Here is a 17,585-nt window from a genome sequence, read left to right as displayed (position 1 = left end):
CCCTTCCGTCAAGGACGGGCGTTCGCTTGACTCTCATCGCCGGGTTGGTAGTTTGACTGCCAACCCGGCGTTTTTTCTTTTAGAAACAGGTAATCATTCGCGATGGCCATTACCGCTGTAACGCTCGACAAGCTCCGCCAGTTCGATACACCCACGATTTGCAACGTCATTGAATTGTTCGATGTGATCCCGCGCAACCGCGGTTATATGGACGGGCGGATCAAGTCCTGCTTCCCCGAGCTGCCGCCGATGGTTGGCTTTGCCTGCACGACCGCCTTCCGTAGCGATGCGGCGCCGACCGGTGGCGACGCCTACGGTTCGATGGAAAAGCAACTGGAAACATTTGCAGACCTGCCCGGCCCGGCCGTGGTCGTCTTTCAAGACCTGGACGATCACGCCGTGGCAGCCACGTTCGGCGAGATCATGTGCTCGACCTATCAGGCTTACGGCTCAGTGGGCTTGATCACCAGCGGGGCCGGCCGCGACCTGGACCAGGTCCGTGCGATTCGCTACCCGGTCTTCACCGGCGGCACGATCTGCTCGCACGGCTACTGCCACATGCTGCACATCGGCGTGCCGGTGCGCGTGGGGGGGCTGATGGTTTCGCAAGGCGACTTGCTGCACGGCGATACCAACGGCGTGACGAGCATTCCCACGAAGATCGCCGCGGCCGTGGCCGATCTTTCGGCCGAGTTCGTGGCCGCCGAGAAAATCATTCTTGATTATCTTCGCTCGACCGGTGCAAAAACCGTGGCCGGCTACACCGCCGCGCGCCAGGAATACGGCGCCGTGATCACAAAGCTGACCGAAAAGGCCAAGGCTAACCGGTAAAGTTTCATTAAGCTTTGACGGTCGTCGTGGTAATCCGCCCGTCGCGCACTTGGGGCGAATAGCCCGTGGTGAATTTGTCGCCAGTGTGCGCAAGAATGCAGCGGCGAATCGCACACAAATCTAACTTGACGCTGACGATACTCGAACGCGGCGCCTCTATAGTGTCGGGCGTCGGCTTGATCGTCACCCTCGATCTACGCCTGACCTTTTGGAAGTGCGACGCGTTCCGGGGAGTGTGTCAAGCGCCATTGATTCCCGCATCTTGAGCGGACACGCCGTCAGCTTCGGCTGTCGAAAAACAAACCGTCGCACCGCCAACATTTCTCCCGCGCCGCCACCAGGTTGCTTCTCGGAGCGACCTGGTGGCATTCTTTTTGCGCTCGCCGGTTTGGGATTGCGTCGAGAGCATGCCGTGTTGGGGGGCGGGCGTCTCGCCCGCCATCATTGCGTTGATGCACGCTGCACATGAAAGCGCGACGCAAGAATGAGGTCGTTCGAAAGGCGGGCAAAGTCGCGTCAATTTCAGGAAATGCGAATCGAACGCAAATCGGAAAGAGAAGGAGATCAAGGCGGGCGGGACGCCCGTCCCCCACGGAGTCACCTACGGTGTGACGTACGTCGTGCCCATTGCATCATCGATGCGGCGCACAAGGGCCCAGTCGTCCTTGTAGCGCACGGGCACGAACGATGTGACCCCTGATGGCGCAAATTCTCGTTCGAGTCCGGTACCAGACCAGTTGAAGTCTTTGAACGTTCGCGTCACTTTTTCGGCGAGTTCTGGGGCCAGGTTATGGACGTAACCGAGCGAAGCCGGCGGGAATCGTTCCGACTCGTAGATCACGCGATATTTCGAATCATCGATTTCGCCGCGTGATGTGGCCCGGGCCAGCATGTCGCTGGCCGTGGGAGCCGCCTGATATTTGCCGCTGGCAATTCCCTGGATTGACGCGTCGTGTCCGTAGGTGAACGCCCACTCGAAGTCGCGCTGCGGCAACAAGTCAAAGTCGTTCATCAACAGCACCAGCGGCGCCTTGTAACCGGAGTTGCTTCCGGGCTCTGTCAGGGCCAACCGCTTGCCACGCAGGTCGGTCACGCTTTTGATCGGGCTCCCGGTCGGGACGATGATTTTCACCGTGTAGCCAAACGTCCCCTTGGCGTCACCCAGCGTGAAGACCGGCACGAAACCGCACTGATTGACGGCCGCCGGCACGTTACCTGTGTTGACGCCCGCGATGTGCAAGCGTCCCTCGCGCAGCGCGTCCAACTGTTCCTTGATCGAAGCGAGATCCAGGTACTCGACCTTCTTACCGGTGTTCGAAGCGAGCGCCGCGACAAATTCTTGCCAGGCCGCGTGCTGCCGGTCGGCATCGTCGCCACCGACATAAGAAAAATAGAGCGTGTCAGGCGAGACGCACTGGGCGGGATCATTCGGCGCGTCGGCGACCAGATCAGCATTCGCATCTCGGAAGCGATCGTTCAGCCGGTTCTTGGTGGGCTTGGCGAGTCCCAGCGTTCCCAGCAGCATGCGCTCCCCTTGGGCCTGGGCGTCCGATTCGTAGGCCCGATACTTGTAGGCGAGGAACGCAAGGGCGGCGACAAACACAGGGAGCAGCACGATCGTTACGCGTTTGATCGAGAACCCGGGCGCCGCTTGAGAAGGATCGAAACTGGGCATAGAGAGTCACCGTGACGCGAATTGAGGGAAATCGTCATGGTGCAGCGTAAAACCGGCGGCCGACATTTCAAGCGTTGCACAAAGAACTAGCGCAAGGCTAACAGAAACCTAGCAATTAGCTCTGAAAACTCGTCGCCGCTCGCTCATTCAATATGCGCCAGCCCAGCGGTCACACAGCGATGCGAGTGTCGACTATCAATGGGGGGCGGGCGTCTCGCCCGCCTTGACGAATTACTACTTACTACACACGTGAAAGCACAGCGCAAGAAGAAGATCGTTCAAAGGCGGGCGGGACGCCCGCCCCCCCAGGGCAACTCAATGCGCGCCTGCGTGACTGAATTGCCAACATTCGCTTGATCCACAAAGGCCGGCGGCGACTGGATTGTGCGCGATGTACCACAGCGTCGCTTCAAAATGATCGAGGTCTCGAATGTAGCGGTCAAAATAGTCGTCCTGCCAAAAGGCTCCCGAGCGGCCCAAAACCGCGTTTGCCTGTTTCGCCGAGTACGACTTCCACGCTCCCACGATTTTTGCCAGCGAGTGGCCGCTCATCGGTGTGAATAGTAAATGCACATGGTTGGGCATCACGACCCAACCATGGATGATATAGCGGACGTTGTCGAAGAATTGCAGCGACTCTTGCACGACCGATGCAACTCGTTCGTCACGCAACCAACATTCGCCGGCGCCTGCGTCGAGATAGGACTCGATGCGGCTGTGAAATTCTTCCGCGGATAGCAGTCCGTTGTACAATCGTTCGCGCCAAGCGATCAGCTTCTCCTGCGGCAAGGTTCCCTGCAGCCGAAAGGTAACAAACTGCGGAAACGCACCGCCGTCGAAATGCGGCGGATGCTGTACGCCGCGGCGATACCAGCCCTTGGGTGACGCCTTCTCGTGCGACATAGGGTCACACAGTGATCGAGGTTTCGGCTATCAATGGGGGGCTGGCGTCTCGCCCGCCTTGACGAATTACTACTTACTACACACACGAAAGCACAGCGCAAGAAGAAGATCGTTCAAAGGCGGGCGGGACGCCCGCCCCCCAGTCGTTTATTTGGGTGCCATGCGGATGGCGCCGTCGAGGCGGATGGTTTCGCCGTTGAGCATCACGTTCTCGGCGATGTGACGCACCAGTGCCGCGTACTCGGTAGGCTCGCCCAAGCGGGGCGGAAAGGGGACTTGCGCGCCAAGCGATTTCTTGGCTTCCTCAGGCAAGGCGGCCATCATCGGCGTGTTGAATAGGCCTGGCGCGATCGTGACGACGCGAATGCCCAGCTTGGCGAACTCGCGCGCGATCGGCAGCGTCATGCCCACGACGCCCCCTTTTGATGCCGAGTAAGCCGCCTGGCCGATCTGCCCGTCGAACGCGGCGACGCTGGCCGTGTTGACGATTACGCCGCGCTCACCATCGGCCAGCGGCTCAGCCTGTGAAATTGCCGCGGCAGCCAAACGAATCACGTTGAAAGTGCCGATCAAATTGATTTGGATCACGCGCGAAAAGACGCTCAGGTCATGCACGCTGTCGCGCCCCAGCACGCGCGCCGCGATACCGATGCCGGCACAATTCACCGCGCCGCGCAGATTGCCGTAGCTGCGAACGGCCTCGTCGACGGCCGCCTGCACGCTGGCCTCGTCGGTGACGTCGGTCTTAACGAAACGAGCCGCCTTTCCGATTTCGGCAGCCAAGCCCCGGCCCGCCTCTTCGTTCACATCGGCAATGATGCAATTGGCGCCGGCGCGAACCAATTCGCGAACGGTCGCCGCGCCCAAACCCGATCCACCGCCGGTCACTAGAAACGTCGCGTCTTTGAGTTGCATGGGGATAATAGTCGGTATTCAGTAGTTGGTAGTCAGTAGAGGAAGTTGGCAGAAGGCAGCCGGCAATGGGAAGTTGAGAGTAAGGCGCCTCGAACGCTGGGCGACTCAAACGACTGTCGTCCGGCTCGTAACTACCTGCTTCCCTCTGCCGACTGCCGGCTTTACATCACAGTCGTTCAATGATCGTGGCCGTGGCCATGCCGTGGCCGATGCACATGGTTTGCAGGCCCAAGCGTCCGCCGGTGGCTTCTAGGCCAGTGAGCATCTTGGCCATCAGTCCGGCACCGGTGGCACCCAACGGATGCCCGTGTGCGATTGCGCCTCCCCACGGATTGACGCGTTCCATCTTCGGCTTCAATTCCTTGGCCCAGCCGAGGACGACCGATGCGAACGCTTCGTTGATTTCGAACCAGTCGATGTCGTTGATCGTCAGCCCCGCTCGCTTCAGCGCTTTGACCGTAGCGGGAATGACGCCGGCCAGTTGCAACGTGGGATCATCTCCCACGGCGACGCGGGCCAGGAAGCGGGCCCGCGGCTTTAGTCCGTCGGTCAGGGCCACTTCGCGATCGGCCACGAGCACGGCCGCGGCACCGTCGGAAACCTGGCTGCTGTTGGCGGCCGTGACCACGCCGCCCCCATCCGGGCGAAACACTGTAGGCAGCGCGGCGATCTTCGCAGCATCGATCACTTCGCGAATTCCCTCATCGCGCGTGAGAGTGATCTTGTTGCCTGCGCCGTCGATGCCGTCGGTTGGCAGGATTTCCTTGTTGCGGTGTTCCTTGGCGGCCACGGCGGCACGGCGATGACTTTCCATCGAGAAAGCATCGACGTCCTGGCGCGAGAGCTTGTACTTGTCCGCCATGCGTTCGGCACTTTCACCTTGATGGATCAGGTCGAAGCGCTCGAACAACAGCGGATTCAACTTATCGAGTGTGCCGACGTCGCTGAACATGGGAGCCCGAGTCATGTGTTCGACCCCGGCGCCGATCGTGTAGGCGGCATCGCCTGCGCCGATGGCCTGGGCGGCGAAATGAATGGCCTGCTGCGCCGATCCACACATCCGGTTCAATGACACGGCCGGCACTTCGACCGGGAAGCCGGCCAACAGCACACCCAAGCGACCGACGTTCGCACCTTGTTCGCCGGCTTGCGTTACGCAGCCGGTCACGACGTCTTCGATTTTCGCAGGGTCGACACCGGTGCGATCGGTCAGCCCACGCAAGGCCAACGACAGCAGCACATCGGGACGAATCTCACGAAACGCGCCCCCTTTGCGACCGAACGGGGTGCGCACGGCGTCGATAATAACTGGTTGAGGCATGACGATACTCCTTCACAAAACGCGCCAGAATTGTATTCACGCCTGCCGCGGCTCGCAGCAGGACCTACACCACCGCCACACCACGCTGAATTTCCAACCGCACGTAATTCTAGGCACCGCTGGTCAAGCCGGGCGTTGTTACGCCGATGCTTGCTGCTTTTCGCCCGCCGCGGCTGCCGCACCGTTTGTCTTGTAATAGTCGCGAAATTGCTCGCGCAGGGCCGACTTCAGGAACTTGCCGGCCGAGGTGCGCGGGATCTCGGCCACGAACTCGACATTTTCGGGCAACCACCATTTGGCAAAGCTCGGCGCCAGGAACGCGATTAGCTCCTCGGGACTCGCCTGCTTGTTCGGCTTCAGTACGACCACGGCCAAGGGCCGCTCGGCCCACTTCGGATGCTCGACCGGCACGACGGCCGCTTCGGCCACGGCCGGATGCCCCATCAGGGCATTCTCGAGCGCCACGGAGCTGATCCACTCACCGCCCGACTTGATCACGTCTTTCGCTCGGTCCTGCAATTGAATGCTGCCATCGGGAAAGATAGCCACGATGTCGCCGGTCCGGAACCAACCGTCATCGGTGAACGAGGCGGCCCCCTCAGGGCATTCGTAATAGCTGCTGGCAATCCAGGGCCCGCGTACTTCCAACTCGCCCATCGTTTGCCCATCGCGCGGGATCAGACCGTTTTCGTTGCGGCCGCGCACTTCGACCAGCGGCACCGGGCGCCCCTGCTTCGAGCGGAAGGCGTACTTCTCCTTCACGCACTTCTCTTCCATGCGCGCCGGCAAATTGGCGATCGTTCCCATGGGGCAAAGCTCGGTCATGCCCCAGGCGTGAACAATGTTCAAGTTATGCCGTTCTTGGAAGCCCTGAATCATGCTCGGCGGCGCGGCCGATCCCCCCACCACCATCGCCCGCAGCGACGTCAGATCGAAGGCCTTCGGATTATCGTCAAGGATTTGCAGGATGCCGAGCCAGATCGTCGGCACGCCGGCGGTCAGCGTGACGCGCTCGGCTTCGACTTGTTCGAGCAAGCTACGCGGATCGAGGTGCGGTCCGGGGAAGACCTGCTTCGCGCCGACCATCATGCAGGCGAACGGCAGCCCCCAGGCGTTGGCGTGGAACATCGGCACCACGGCCTGCACCACGTCACGTTCGCACACGCCCTGCGTGTCGGCCAATCCGTTAACGACCGAATGCAGCACGATGGCGCGATGCGAGGCTAGCACGCCCTTGGGCTTGCCGGTCGTGCCCGAGGTGTAGCACATGGCGGCGGCTTGCCGCTCGTCGAGATCCGGATACTCGAACTTCGCCGGATCCTCGGCTGCTAGCAATTCTTCGTAATTCAGTACACCTGCCGGCAACGGGGCGCCGGCCGTGGGAATCACGACGATGTGCTCGAATGGCACCTGGTCCTTGAATTTCTCGAACAGGGGCCACAGCACATCGTCGACCAGTACGATCTTGTCTCCCGCATGCCCGGCGATGTACGTCAGGTCGTTGGGGTGCAATCGGAGGTTGAGCGTGTGCAGGACGCCCCCGCACGAGGGAATGCCGAAATAGGCTTCCAGATGCTGATAATGGTTCCAAGAGAACGTGCCGACGCGATCGCCGTTCTCCACACCCAAACGCTTGAGCGCGAGCGACAAGCGCTTGGTGCGTTCGATCATGTCGGCGTACGTATAGCAATGTCGATTCTTGTTCGGCAGCCGCGATACGACCTGCCGATCGTAATACATCTGCTCCGCCCGGCGCAGCATGGTGGGGATCGTCAACTGGTAGTCCATGATCAAGCCGTTCAGCATGCAATCCCCCTCACAGCGCAAGATGTTCCCGCTTGGAAATGAGCCGTCGACACGAGAGACAGATGACTTAGCAACCGGGGCTGCCTCAGCGCGCACCCCACGCTACCCGTCGCATGGCAATCGTTGATGGTATTCGCGACCTTGGGCCTGCCGTCGTTTTAGATAACGCAGGCGAACGACGGCCCCCTCGGCCGGCACCCAGGCCGATATTGTAGTGCGCCGCGCGCGCCGACCACAACATGCGTCGGCCCGGAACTTTATGGCCGGGAGGCCAGGTAACAGTCGAGCGCCAATACGGCCGCCATCGACTGACGTAGCATGTTGCGCAAAGGCCGCTCGGCCTGAAAGCCGTACCGGAAGGGATGAGTACCCTACAACCGGCATAATGTTGCCAAGGCAACCGCACCGCGTGATGCTGCGAATCTTCCGAGCGCGGGGCATTGTGGCGACCCCCGCGCGGCGGGCGTAGAATCAAAGAACCGGCCCGTTAGGGGATGATGCTGCCTTGGCGCGGTCGGGCATTTCCGAGGCACTCGTTTTCATGGTGGCCTGTTCCGTGGGCCCTACGGCAATCCGCGGTGACGTCGGCAGGAAGCCCCGCAAATATCTCAGCCGCAAGCGATCGATCGATGAATCAAGCAGTCCTCACGTTCCTGCCGGCCTTGCTGCTGTTGGCCCAGGTCACGGCGCGGGCGGACGATCTGGCGCCCACGGTGACCAAGCTGGTCCGCCAGCTCGACGCGTCGGAAAAAACTCGCCGCGAGGATGCCGAGCAGCAATTGCTCAAGCTCGGCCCGGCGGTGCTTCCCCTGTTGCCATCGGCCGAGGACGGCAGCGCGGAGGTCAAGCTGCGGCTAGCCCGCGTTCGCACGCAACTAGAAACGCTGCGCGGCGAGCAAGAGGTGAAGGCCAGCGAGCTAACCCTCTCAGGCACAGCAATTCCGCTATCCGAAGTGATCGCGGCGATTGAAAAGCAAACCGGCAACAAGCTGGTCGACTTTCGTCGCGACTTCGGTCAGCAGCCGGATAAGAAGACGTTCGATCTCACGTTCGACAAAACGCCGTTCTGGTCCGCCTTCGACCAAATTCTCGATCAGGGGGGCCTGACCATTTATTCCTATGCCGGCGTGCCGGGACTGGCTCTGGTCAACCGGTCGGGCAACGAGCTTCCGCGTCACGATCGTGGTATCTACACCGGCGCGTTCCGCGTCGAGGCGACCGAAGTTTCGGCCAAGCGCGATCTGCGCGACGCGACTGGCCAGGCATTGAAACTCGACGTCGAGGTCGGCTGGGAACCGCGACTGGCGCCCATCGCGATCACGCAAGCGGCTGAATCGGTGACGGCCATTGGCGACAACAACGAAAAGCTGGGCGCGGCCCCCAATGGCGAGTTCGAAGCCACGGTCAATCCCGGCGATGCGACGGCGAGCATGCCGCTGACGTTTTCGCTACCGTCGCGCGATATGAAGAAAATCACCAGCTTGAAGGGGAGCTTTTCTGTGATGCTTCCCGGCCAGGTCGAGACGTTTCGCTTCGAGAAGCTGACCTCGGGCGCGCCGATCGAGCAGCGCAAAGGGGCCGTGAAAGTGATTCTCGAGCAAGCGCGCAAGAACAACGACATCTGGGAGATCCGCGTGCGCGTGGTATTCGATTCGCCGGGCAAGGCGCTCGAGTCGCATCGCACTTGGATTCTGCACAACGAAGCGGCGCTCGAAACGCCAGGTAAAGAATCGATTAATTTCGCCGGCTTGGAAACGACCCGGCAAGCCGACAACGAAGTCGGTGTCGCGTATTTGTTCGATGTGCCCGACATTGCGGACCACACTTTCATCTACAAAACACCGACGGTGCTGATGAACGCCGCGGTGCCTTATGAGTTGCACGACGTCGCGCTGCCTTAGGCTGGTGGCGATGCGAACGACATACCGAGAAGCATTCGCTGCAGCTGGCGAGCGGAAATAGAGACAATGGCAGGTAGAGAAATGGCATTGAGAACGATGACGGGAAGAATCGGACTGTGTGCGGCATTGGTCGCCTTCGGACTGGCGCCGGACGCGGCGCTCGCCCAGGCTGAACGGGTGCGCGACGAATTGCTGGCCGTGGCGGCGCTGCCGTCGCCGGGAATCGTCGTGGCGACCGTCGATGACAAACCGATTGATAGCGCCGAGGTGAATCGGCTGGTGAAGCAAACGCTGCGCGGCCGCCCGGCCAGCAAGGCGGCGCTCTCGGCGCTCGAAGCCCAGGCATTGGAAACCGTGATCAGCCGCCGACTGATTAATAACTTCCTCGACAAGCAGAAGGTCACGGCTTCGGAATCAGAAATCGACAAGGTGCTGGCCGAGCGGCAGAAATCGCTCCGCAAATCCGACGGCGATCTGGCCGACATTCGCGGGCAGATGGGTTTGACCGAGGCGACCTACCGCGACGAGATCAAGTGGGAAGTGCGGTGGACAAAATTCCTGCGGAAGGCCATCACTGACGACACGTTGGAGAAGTACTTCGAAGCGCATCGCAAGGAATATGACGATACCGAGCTGCGCGTTTCGCACATCGTGCTGCGCCCGGACGGCGATCTCGATCCCGAGGAAATCGACCGGCTCACGGCGCAGGCCGAGCGAATTCGCAACGAAATCGTCGGCGAGATTATCACCTTCGAGGCGGCTGCCAAAAAATACTCGAGCGGCCCGAGCCGGCAGAAGGATGGCGATCTCGGTTTCATCACCCGCAATGGGATCATGCCCGAGGAGTTTTCGAAAGCCGCGTTTGCACTCGACAAGGGAGCCATCAGCACTCCCGTCACAACTCACCTGGGAGTGCATCTGATCACTTGCACGGATATCAAGCCGGGCGATAAGACCTGGCGCGATGTGCGGCGTGAAATTCAGCCCGCCGTCACGCAAGAGGTCTTCAAGCAGCTCTCGGCCTCGCTGCGTGGGTCGGCGAAAATCGAATACACTGGCGCCATCGCGCACTTGAATCCGGAGAATGGCGAGCTGGTGAAATCAACTACGGAAGCCGACGAAGCAAAGGCCGCGATCGACAAGGCCGGCAAGTAGCGCACTGATTGCCGGCGAATCGCCGAAGCCGCCCCCACAAGATCGCGCTACACGCGTATCGAAACGCGTTGCTTGCCGCGATCACTTCTCGATCAAATCACGCAACCGCCCCAGGTTGATCACGTCCAGCTCGACACCGTCGACCAGCCCCTTGGGCGTCTCGAGGTACATCGGCACGCGGCGAAAGCGGTTGTCGTTCAGCAAGAAGCGGAATGGCTCGAGCCCCAGGTGCCCCTCGCCGATCGCGGCATGTCGGTCGACCCGCGAGCCCAGTTCGCGTTTGCTGTCGTTGAGGTGAAAGGCCTTTACTAGTTTGACGCCGACCGTTTGGTCGAGCGCTTTCATCGTGGCCTGATAGTCTTCTTTCGTTCCCAGCGGATAGCCCGCGGCCAGCGTGTGGCAAGTGTCGATGCACACGCCCAGCCGGTCAGGATCCTTGACGCCGTCGATGATCGTGGCCAGATGCTCGAATTTCCAGCCCAGGCAGGATCCCTGGCCGGCGGTATTTTCGAGCAAACACTGGCTCGTGAGGTCGCGCGTTTGCGCGTGGACTTCATCGAGAGCTTTCACGATGCGCTGCAGCCCGGTCACGTCGTCCGAAGTGGTCGAAGCGCCGGGATGCGTGACTACATACGGAATGCCCAGCAGGTGAGCCCGCCGTAGTTCCTCGACGAACGCATCGATCGACTTCTGCCAGAGCATATCGTCCGGGCTGGCCAGATTGATCAAGTACGAATCATGCGCGATGGGATGCTTGATCTTCAGCTCACTGAGCGCCCCGCGAAACCGTTGCACGTCATCATCGGTAATCGGCTTGGCCCGCCACTGATTGTTGTTCTTCGTCAAGGACTTACCAGATCGGACGGCTATTTGCGGCGTTGGGAATTGACGTGGGGGGCCGGTAAATATTTGCACGCAGTCGCAGCCGACTGCGTGTGCTCGCTCGACAGCGCGATGCAGACCCCCAGCGATCGAAGTATGCGAACCAAGGATGGCCAAAGCGAAGTACCTCGACAAAGTGATGATGACGCATCCTAGGGTAAACAGCCGAAACCGGCCATCGCGTTAAAGGCCCCCAGGATCGCGTCTAAAGCGATCCGCCATAAACGCGCGAAAACGGTTGCAGCCTGTTGGGGCAGCGTTTATGGTGGCTGCCCCGCGACGACAGACCAACCAACCATCTAAGCGAGATCAACGACACCCCATAACGAATCTGACTTTTGGATGTGTTAGCGGACTTGATCCCCCGCGCGCTCGCCGATCACACGGTTGCCTTTCGCCGTGTGATCGGTGGGCAACACATCTGGCGGTCAGAGAAAGGCAGAATGATGCAACCGACGCGACGGATGCGGCGTAGTCTGAGGACTAAGGAACGTCGACGACAAATTGCTCGAGAGTCTATCTCGGGAATTCCTAACCCGAACGATTATCTCGTTAGCCTTGGCAAACTACTTTGGACGGTTGACGCCGTCATAGCGTATTCGCGTGTCTCAGATGCCCGCGAAGACTTGGACGCGCATCAACGGTGGTTGCTCTTGGCGTTGGACATTTTCAATATCGAAGTGCTGGACTCGTTTGCAGGCGTCGAAAAAGGTTACCATTTTACGCCAGAGCTGCGCCCCGAATTCTACGCGGCCGTTGAAGCTTCTCGACGGCATAGGGTGCCGATTGTCACCCTCGCATTGAGTCGCGCCGTTCGAAGCCGATCCTGGCGCATCGTTAACCATTACGCTGAGCCGAGTGTCGACGAAGTAAAGGAGTTCAAGAGATTTACGCGCGGCGTAACGGTCGCAACTTGGCTGCGCCCCGACGCTGACTATGACGTTGAACACGCCCTGTTTAGCAATTTGAAGGAGGACAAGGGCGGTCGCCCAATGCGTAAGAAGAACCGCCGAGAGTGGTTGCAGCCTAGGGCAGAGGAACTAAAGGCACACGGGAAATCGTATCGCGCAATCTCGCTCGCATTGCTTGACGAGTACAAGAAAGTAGTTGCACCGATGACGATTCATGGGTGGCTAAATAGCTGAAAAACCGCGTGTACGGTTTTGGTCGAAGATGCAAAAAAGGAGAAGCGCGTTTCGCTCGAAAAACTACGGGCGCAGCGCTATTTCGACCTACGGCAAAAATGGCAGCTAAAACCGTGGTACCCAATCCGTACACTTTATGCCCATCAGCCACCCCCATTACCGACTAGCCAAACCATCTACAGACGAGTCCACACACTTGTGGAGAAAAAGGGATATCGCGCAAGACCTATCGTTGCTGGCGTCCCGCGTTCTCGTCTTTAGGGTCCCCGTCCTGTCTGTTGTTGTCAGTCCCGGGGTTGCCCCCTGTCCCTTGTTGATAACGAATCGGTTCAACGGTACTGACGCATAAGACATCGCTGAGCGGGATCTTCTCGTCTTCGAGCACAAGGTCAGTGTCCTTTACGCCTGCAACTCTCGCATGACGCCGTTGGAAGACATCGCCACGAACAAGCAATACATCTGCCTTGCCAGTAGATCGTGGATATTCGCTTTCGATCGCCACGACAGGTTTAAGCTTTTTGTAATGCTCAAAATTCGCGACTATTGCGCGTGGAATCCAAATGAATTCGACCGTCCCTTTTTGTTGATATCCAGTATTAAGTACGAGCCATTTCTCGTTTGCTTTGGACAACCAGCCCGTAAACGTCAGGCGAATCGGCCCCCTCTGCAAAGCGACCTCGTAGAAATCCCCACCGACTAAGTCTTTGGTCTCTAACTTTTTAGCGACAAAAGCGGCTTCATCGTCGCCGAGTGCGACGTTTGCCACAGCGAAGAACAAACAGCAGGCGATGCAGAGGCGGAGTAGCATGAATCACCTCGAATAGTGAGGCCCAGAAGCAAAACAGGATCAAAATCTACCGCCAGAGAGCCGTTTCTCGCAACGTCAAACGCTTGCCTCGGGTCCACACAGTTGTCAGTCCCCGGGGTCGCCCCCTGTCCCTTGTTGATCCTGTCCCGGCGCTTGTTCAGCCGGTAATGCCATTTGCGGCTCAGGCAGTTCCTTTATAGTCCGCACATAAAAAACGTCGCGCAGAGAAATCTTCTCGTCAGGCAATACAAGGCAGGAGTCTTTTACGCCAACCACTCTCGACATTCGCAATTTGCTGCTTTTGCCATCCGACACCATCACGCGACCGTTGCTGTCAGTTCGCGGGTACTCATCCTCGACTGCAATTACTGGGTCAGTCCTTTGATATGCACCGTGATGAGTCACGGTAGCAACGTCGCGTGAAAACCACGTAAGCTGGAGGAACAACTTGTGGCCGTATTCCGGGAGAAGTACGAGCGTGCCTAGTACGATCCACTTCTCGTTTGCCTTATACAGTCGGCCTTTGATGTGGATGCGTGTCGGGCCACATACGGAATCGACGTTGTAGACGTCGCCAATGACTAGCACTTCGCTTTGTGGCTTCGGCAGCTGCGCAGTGACTTCACCGTCGGCTAGTGCGACGTTCGCAATCGCGAGGATAAAACAGCAGGCGATGCACAGTCGATATTGCATGACCGACCTCGGATCAAAGGACGATGCCCAAGGCAACAGGGGCCAACCTTCGCACCGGTCAGCGAGGGCTGACGACGGCAACCCCATCCTATCACAAGACCCCTAAACGCTCGCCTATCGCGTCTGTACGCCAGCCCCGGCCAAAGGCCGCACTCGCAGCCAAATGCTCGTCAGTGCCTGCCTGACGCGTTAGGGGCGTTGCGAACGGCCAGGGCGATATCGATTTTCGCTTTTAGCTCGCCGATCGTGGCGGCCGAGTAAGTGCGATCGCTAAGGGTGCCACGAAACCGCAGTGGCACACCACCATCGGTGATCCGCACTACCGATTCGAAGAAGATCGTAACGCCCTGATACTCTTCGACCGCTTGTGTAGTCATGTTCGTTTCCTCTTCTGCGTTTTGTTCGCAGCCTTCGACTCGGACGGTAATTGGGCGTTGACTACATGCTGATCTGGCCGTTTGTGGTTTCTTTCCAGGTGGTCTACAAACTCTCTAAAAATGCGAGCCCTCTTCGTATTCACTTTCGACACTACCCCGTTTTCCTCGGTGACAATGTCAAATCGCCACAATGATCCGTATGGCCCTCGAATGCCTCCTCTTTCGTAATAATCGGCGGGCCACTGCAAACCACCCTCGGGCTTCTGGTGCGTTGGGTCATCTAGCACCGCTCGCATTGCGAGTAAATGTGCGAGCGGCTCATCGGCCAAACGGGAAACAAGAGCGTGACCTCTATGGTCAAGACGGACACCCCGTGCGCGCTCAAAATTTCGGATCATTCTGTTCTTTAAGGTAGTTGAGATCGAAGAGCCAACACCTGTTAAAACCCTGATGGTAACGACTAACGCTAAAAGTGCTCCCAGGAAGTAGGCCACGACGCGTATTGATTGTACGAGTAGGCCGCCGTGGAAAGCGCTCCATAACAATGGCGACCGTTCAGCAGATTCATCGGTCAACAGAATCTTTGAAACTCCTGCAATCGTGCCGCGCGGGCTAATCGTTGGTACAGTGCCCACAGCGTGCAGCACAAGAAGCTTAAGTTCGAACGCATCAGATGGGTTGAGAATGACGGGATTAAATTCGACGGTGCACGCGTTATGCTTGTCGCCCATCGACGAGGTAGTGGCTCGCGGTCCTAGGCTTTCAGTTAGATACTCTCTGGTCGCAGAAATAAGCTGCGGCGGGCTGACCAACGAAGCGTTTACGACATCAATGCCTAGTAAAGCCCGTTCGTCGTAATCCGGCAGCCGGACCGAAGCGCCACCGTCGTTCGAGACTCGAACGATTACAATCGAGAGAGTCTCGCCAGATTTCAAAATATCTTTGCCATTGAGCATAACTTCGAGGGCGCTTACGCCTTCTTTCAGCTCAAGAACGTTGTAATTTGCAATTTGCTCAATGCGAATGCTAGGCGTACGCGGCCATAAATAGATTGCGATACCAAGAGCAATGGCACCAACCAACCAGCCCAAAAAAGAAAAGGGACCGTATTTGTCCATTGACCAAAAAATTCGCCAAAGCCGCCGCATTGATTGTTAGCTCCGCCTATTAGTTTGCTATTTGGCCCGTCGATGGATGTTCTAATCTTTGACCCACCTTGCCAATCTACTCAGTAGGCTGTCGGACCATCAATACACACTTTTACTCCACCCCCTATGTGGAGCTTGGGCACTCGAAATTACAGGCCAGATGGACAACGAATAAACCCTCGGTTCTCGTAATCAGATAGTCGACTGCGCTCGGTGCTCGCCGACGCCTAGATTCATCATCGTGATAGATGAGGTCTCGAAGATCGGGATCGACGATTGTCGTTCGGAGATCCGTTGCTTCGGGAAACAGACCCTTAATTCGCAGGAATTCGCGCTGCTGTTTTGGAGTCAGAGCTGCGTCGGGGTCGGCGTTGAAAAATGCAACGGTAAGTTTGTCGCATCCCTGCTCACCAAACATTCGCAGCATAAAAGGCGCTTTCGGGTAACCGTCGCCACCTACCCCTGAAACGTAGTCCATGCACCTCTCGTCCATTACGTCCCATCGTTGCTGAATCCAGTCTAAACACCAAGCACGCCAACCTAAAAATAATCCGACCATCGTCACCACTACGAACATCGTCGCCAGCGAGAAGCGGAACCAGCGGTGGGTGTGCTCGGGGGCTTGGGGCATCGGGATCATATAATGCGAAGTAACGCCCAGTTAATCTGTAGCGTGACGCCAAAGAAGAAGCAGGTCAGTGTCGCTAACGTCAACCGCACGGGGGTAATCTCGTCCCAAAGGAGCACGAATAGTCCAAAAATTGCCGCGATATGCAAGGACAAACCGAAATAGGACATGCCGGAAAAGCCGAAAACCATCTGCATCGCGCAGTCCACAACTGCCGCGACCACTAAACCGCATCCCACGGCAACTGCAACGCGGGACCGTCCAATGAAGAGCACCAAAGCCGTGCCAATGGATGGATAAATGAATATTGCGACTGGTAACCACCGGACTATTAATACGAACGCTGGATGCTCGGCAATATCGTTTATCCTGAAGCCGCTAAAGACAACCGCAACAAGTGCACAAACGATTAATAAAAACGAGAGCCTGAACTGGAACCATCGTCGGCGGGTAGTCGGAGCGGTGTCGGCCATAGCCATTCAGCCTAGCGAGGCTGGTCAATGACTGTCAAAGAGCCGATCGACAAGTCATTGGAACTGACTCGCGACAATTGATAAAATTGGGGCATGGCTACCAGAGTGACACGTCGCGCGTTGCTAATTCTTTTGGCGATATTTCTTTCGCTCGCAGTCCTGTTTTCAGCCTTTCTGGGCGTGAAGATAAAGCTGGTTCGGGACCGCATTGCTTTCATGAAATGGGTCAGAAATAGCCACGGCTTTCTTATCACGGAATCGACTGTATCAGCTACAGATGATCCCGTGACCCCGCCTCTGCTCCCCCAATGGCGGTATCGGCTTGGAGATGACGGAGTTTTGGGCATCGGCTTACCCCCACAGGCCGTGGAAGCTGATTTGGACCGCGCGAAGGCGCTATTCCCCGAAGCCGAAGAGATCGTTACCGCTCTCTCGCGATCGCTTCGTCCGCCGAACATGATCTTAGTAGATGAGCCTCGACCATGACCCGCGACCACCAACATAACCCGGACCCGAACGTAAACGCTCACCACACCGTCTTACGAAAGCAAACGGGCCAACGAAGCCCCAGGGCAGTAAACGCGATCGCACGACGAAGACGGCAAAGGAGGTGGCTTTATGCGCGATGCGACTGGCCGAGAGTTAGGGTGTTAGTGATTCGGGCGCGCGTGGGGGGGAAACTAGTCTTCGTGGATACGTTCGTAGCGTAAGTAGATCGGGGCGCGTCGAAAGCAGAGTATTGTAATGAGCGTTAATGGCTTCGAGACCATTCGCTCGCATATGCTCTTGATGCAATGAGGCTTCGAGCCGCGATCGCAGTTGATGTTCACGAATGCCGAATGCCAAAGCCGCAACTAGCGTAATCCCGAGCAGGACCGTTCCCATCCCGAATTGAAGCCATCGTCGGCGAGTCTTGGGAGCTTC

At 58.3% G+C, this 17,585-nt stretch carries 16 protein-coding genes; 4 read left to right on the top strand and 12 right to left on the bottom strand.

Annotated elements, in window-relative coordinates:
* Positions 1-102: 102 nt before the first annotated feature.
* Positions 103-831, top strand: a complete 729-nt coding sequence (locus VGN12_02390; protein ID HEY4308276.1) for an RraA family protein — start codon at positions 103-105, stop codon at positions 829-831.
* A 601-nt stretch (positions 832-1,432) separates the two neighbouring features.
* Here the strand turns inward: VGN12_02390 and phnD are convergent.
* The 5 genes from phnD to VGN12_02365 all read right to left on the bottom strand — a co-directional run bounded on the left by phnD (position 1,433) and on the right by VGN12_02365 (position 7,451).
* Positions 1,433-2,506, bottom strand: coding sequence for a phosphate/phosphite/phosphonate ABC transporter substrate-binding protein (phnD, locus tag VGN12_02385; protein HEY4308275.1), 1,074 nt, complete (start codon positions 2,504-2,506; stop codon positions 1,433-1,435).
* Between the two features lie 315 nt (positions 2,507-2,821).
* On the bottom strand, positions 2,822-3,409 hold the full coding sequence (locus tag VGN12_02380; protein ID HEY4308274.1) for a transposase: 588 nt from the start codon (positions 3,407-3,409) through the stop codon (positions 2,822-2,824).
* Positions 3,410-3,556: 147 nt separating this feature from the next.
* Positions 3,557-4,324 carry a 3-hydroxyacyl-CoA dehydrogenase gene (locus tag VGN12_02375; GenBank protein HEY4308273.1) on the bottom strand — a complete coding sequence of 256 codons (768 nt, stop codon included), beginning with the start codon at positions 4,322-4,324 and terminating at the stop codon, positions 3,557-3,559.
* Between the two features lie 166 nt (positions 4,325-4,490).
* Entirely contained in the window at positions 4,491-5,645 is a 1,155-nt protein-coding gene (locus VGN12_02370; GenBank protein HEY4308272.1) for a thiolase family protein, read from the bottom strand.
* A 138-nt stretch (positions 5,646-5,783) separates the two neighbouring features.
* Positions 5,784-7,451, bottom strand: coding sequence for a long-chain fatty acid--CoA ligase (locus VGN12_02365; protein ID HEY4308271.1), 1,668 nt, complete (start codon positions 7,449-7,451; stop codon positions 5,784-5,786).
* Between the two features lie 629 nt (positions 7,452-8,080).
* On the opposite strand from VGN12_02365, the gene VGN12_02360 reads away from it, so the two are divergent.
* Positions 8,081-9,352 carry a hypothetical protein gene (locus VGN12_02360; GenBank protein HEY4308270.1) on the top strand — a complete coding sequence of 424 codons (1,272 nt, stop codon included), beginning with the start codon at positions 8,081-8,083 and terminating at the stop codon, positions 9,350-9,352.
* An 81-nt stretch (positions 9,353-9,433) separates the two neighbouring features.
* Entirely contained in the window at positions 9,434-10,507 is a 1,074-nt protein-coding gene (locus VGN12_02355) for a peptidylprolyl isomerase (protein HEY4308269.1), read from the top strand.
* Between the two features lie 81 nt (positions 10,508-10,588).
* Here VGN12_02355 and VGN12_02350 read toward each other — a convergent pair whose 3' ends face one another.
* Entirely contained in the window at positions 10,589-11,506 is a 918-nt protein-coding gene (locus VGN12_02350) for a deoxyribonuclease IV (GenBank protein ID HEY4308268.1), read from the bottom strand.
* A gap of 536 nt (positions 11,507-12,042) precedes the next feature.
* On the opposite strand from VGN12_02350, the gene VGN12_02345 reads away from it, so the two are divergent.
* Positions 12,043-12,534: a hypothetical protein gene (locus VGN12_02345; GenBank protein HEY4308267.1), complete on the top strand. Its 492-nt coding sequence runs from the start codon at positions 12,043-12,045 to the stop codon at positions 12,532-12,534.
* Positions 12,535-12,760: 226 nt separating this feature from the next.
* Here VGN12_02345 and VGN12_02340 read toward each other — a convergent pair whose 3' ends face one another.
* From VGN12_02340 to VGN12_02315, 6 genes are all read right to left on the bottom strand, one after another.
* Positions 12,761-13,342, bottom strand: a complete 582-nt coding sequence (locus VGN12_02340) for a hypothetical protein (GenBank protein ID HEY4308266.1) — start codon at positions 13,340-13,342, stop codon at positions 12,761-12,763.
* A gap of 105 nt (positions 13,343-13,447) precedes the next feature.
* Positions 13,448-14,035, bottom strand: a complete 588-nt coding sequence (locus VGN12_02335; GenBank protein HEY4308265.1) for a hypothetical protein — start codon at positions 14,033-14,035, stop codon at positions 13,448-13,450.
* Positions 14,036-14,205: 170 nt separating this feature from the next.
* Positions 14,206-14,412, bottom strand: coding sequence for a hypothetical protein (locus tag VGN12_02330; protein HEY4308264.1), 207 nt, complete (start codon positions 14,410-14,412; stop codon positions 14,206-14,208).
* Entirely contained in the window at positions 14,409-15,530 is a 1,122-nt protein-coding gene (locus tag VGN12_02325; protein HEY4308263.1) for a hypothetical protein, read from the bottom strand. The genes VGN12_02330 and VGN12_02325 overlap by 4 nt, the downstream gene beginning before the upstream one ends.
* A gap of 154 nt (positions 15,531-15,684) precedes the next feature.
* A complete protein-coding gene (locus VGN12_02320; GenBank protein ID HEY4308262.1) occupies positions 15,685-16,191 on the bottom strand; it encodes a hypothetical protein in 507 nt (168 codons plus the stop codon).
* Positions 16,192-16,196: 5 nt separating this feature from the next.
* Positions 16,197-16,661: a hypothetical protein gene (locus VGN12_02315; protein HEY4308261.1), complete on the bottom strand. Its 465-nt coding sequence runs from the start codon at positions 16,659-16,661 to the stop codon at positions 16,197-16,199.
* Positions 16,662-17,585 lie beyond the last annotated feature (924 nt).

The sequence above is a fragment of the Pirellulales bacterium genome (genome assembly GCA_036499395.1).
GTDB lineage: Bacteria > Planctomycetota > Planctomycetia > Pirellulales > JACPPG01 > JACPPG01.
This window is presented reverse-complemented; position numbering and strand designations above follow the sequence as displayed.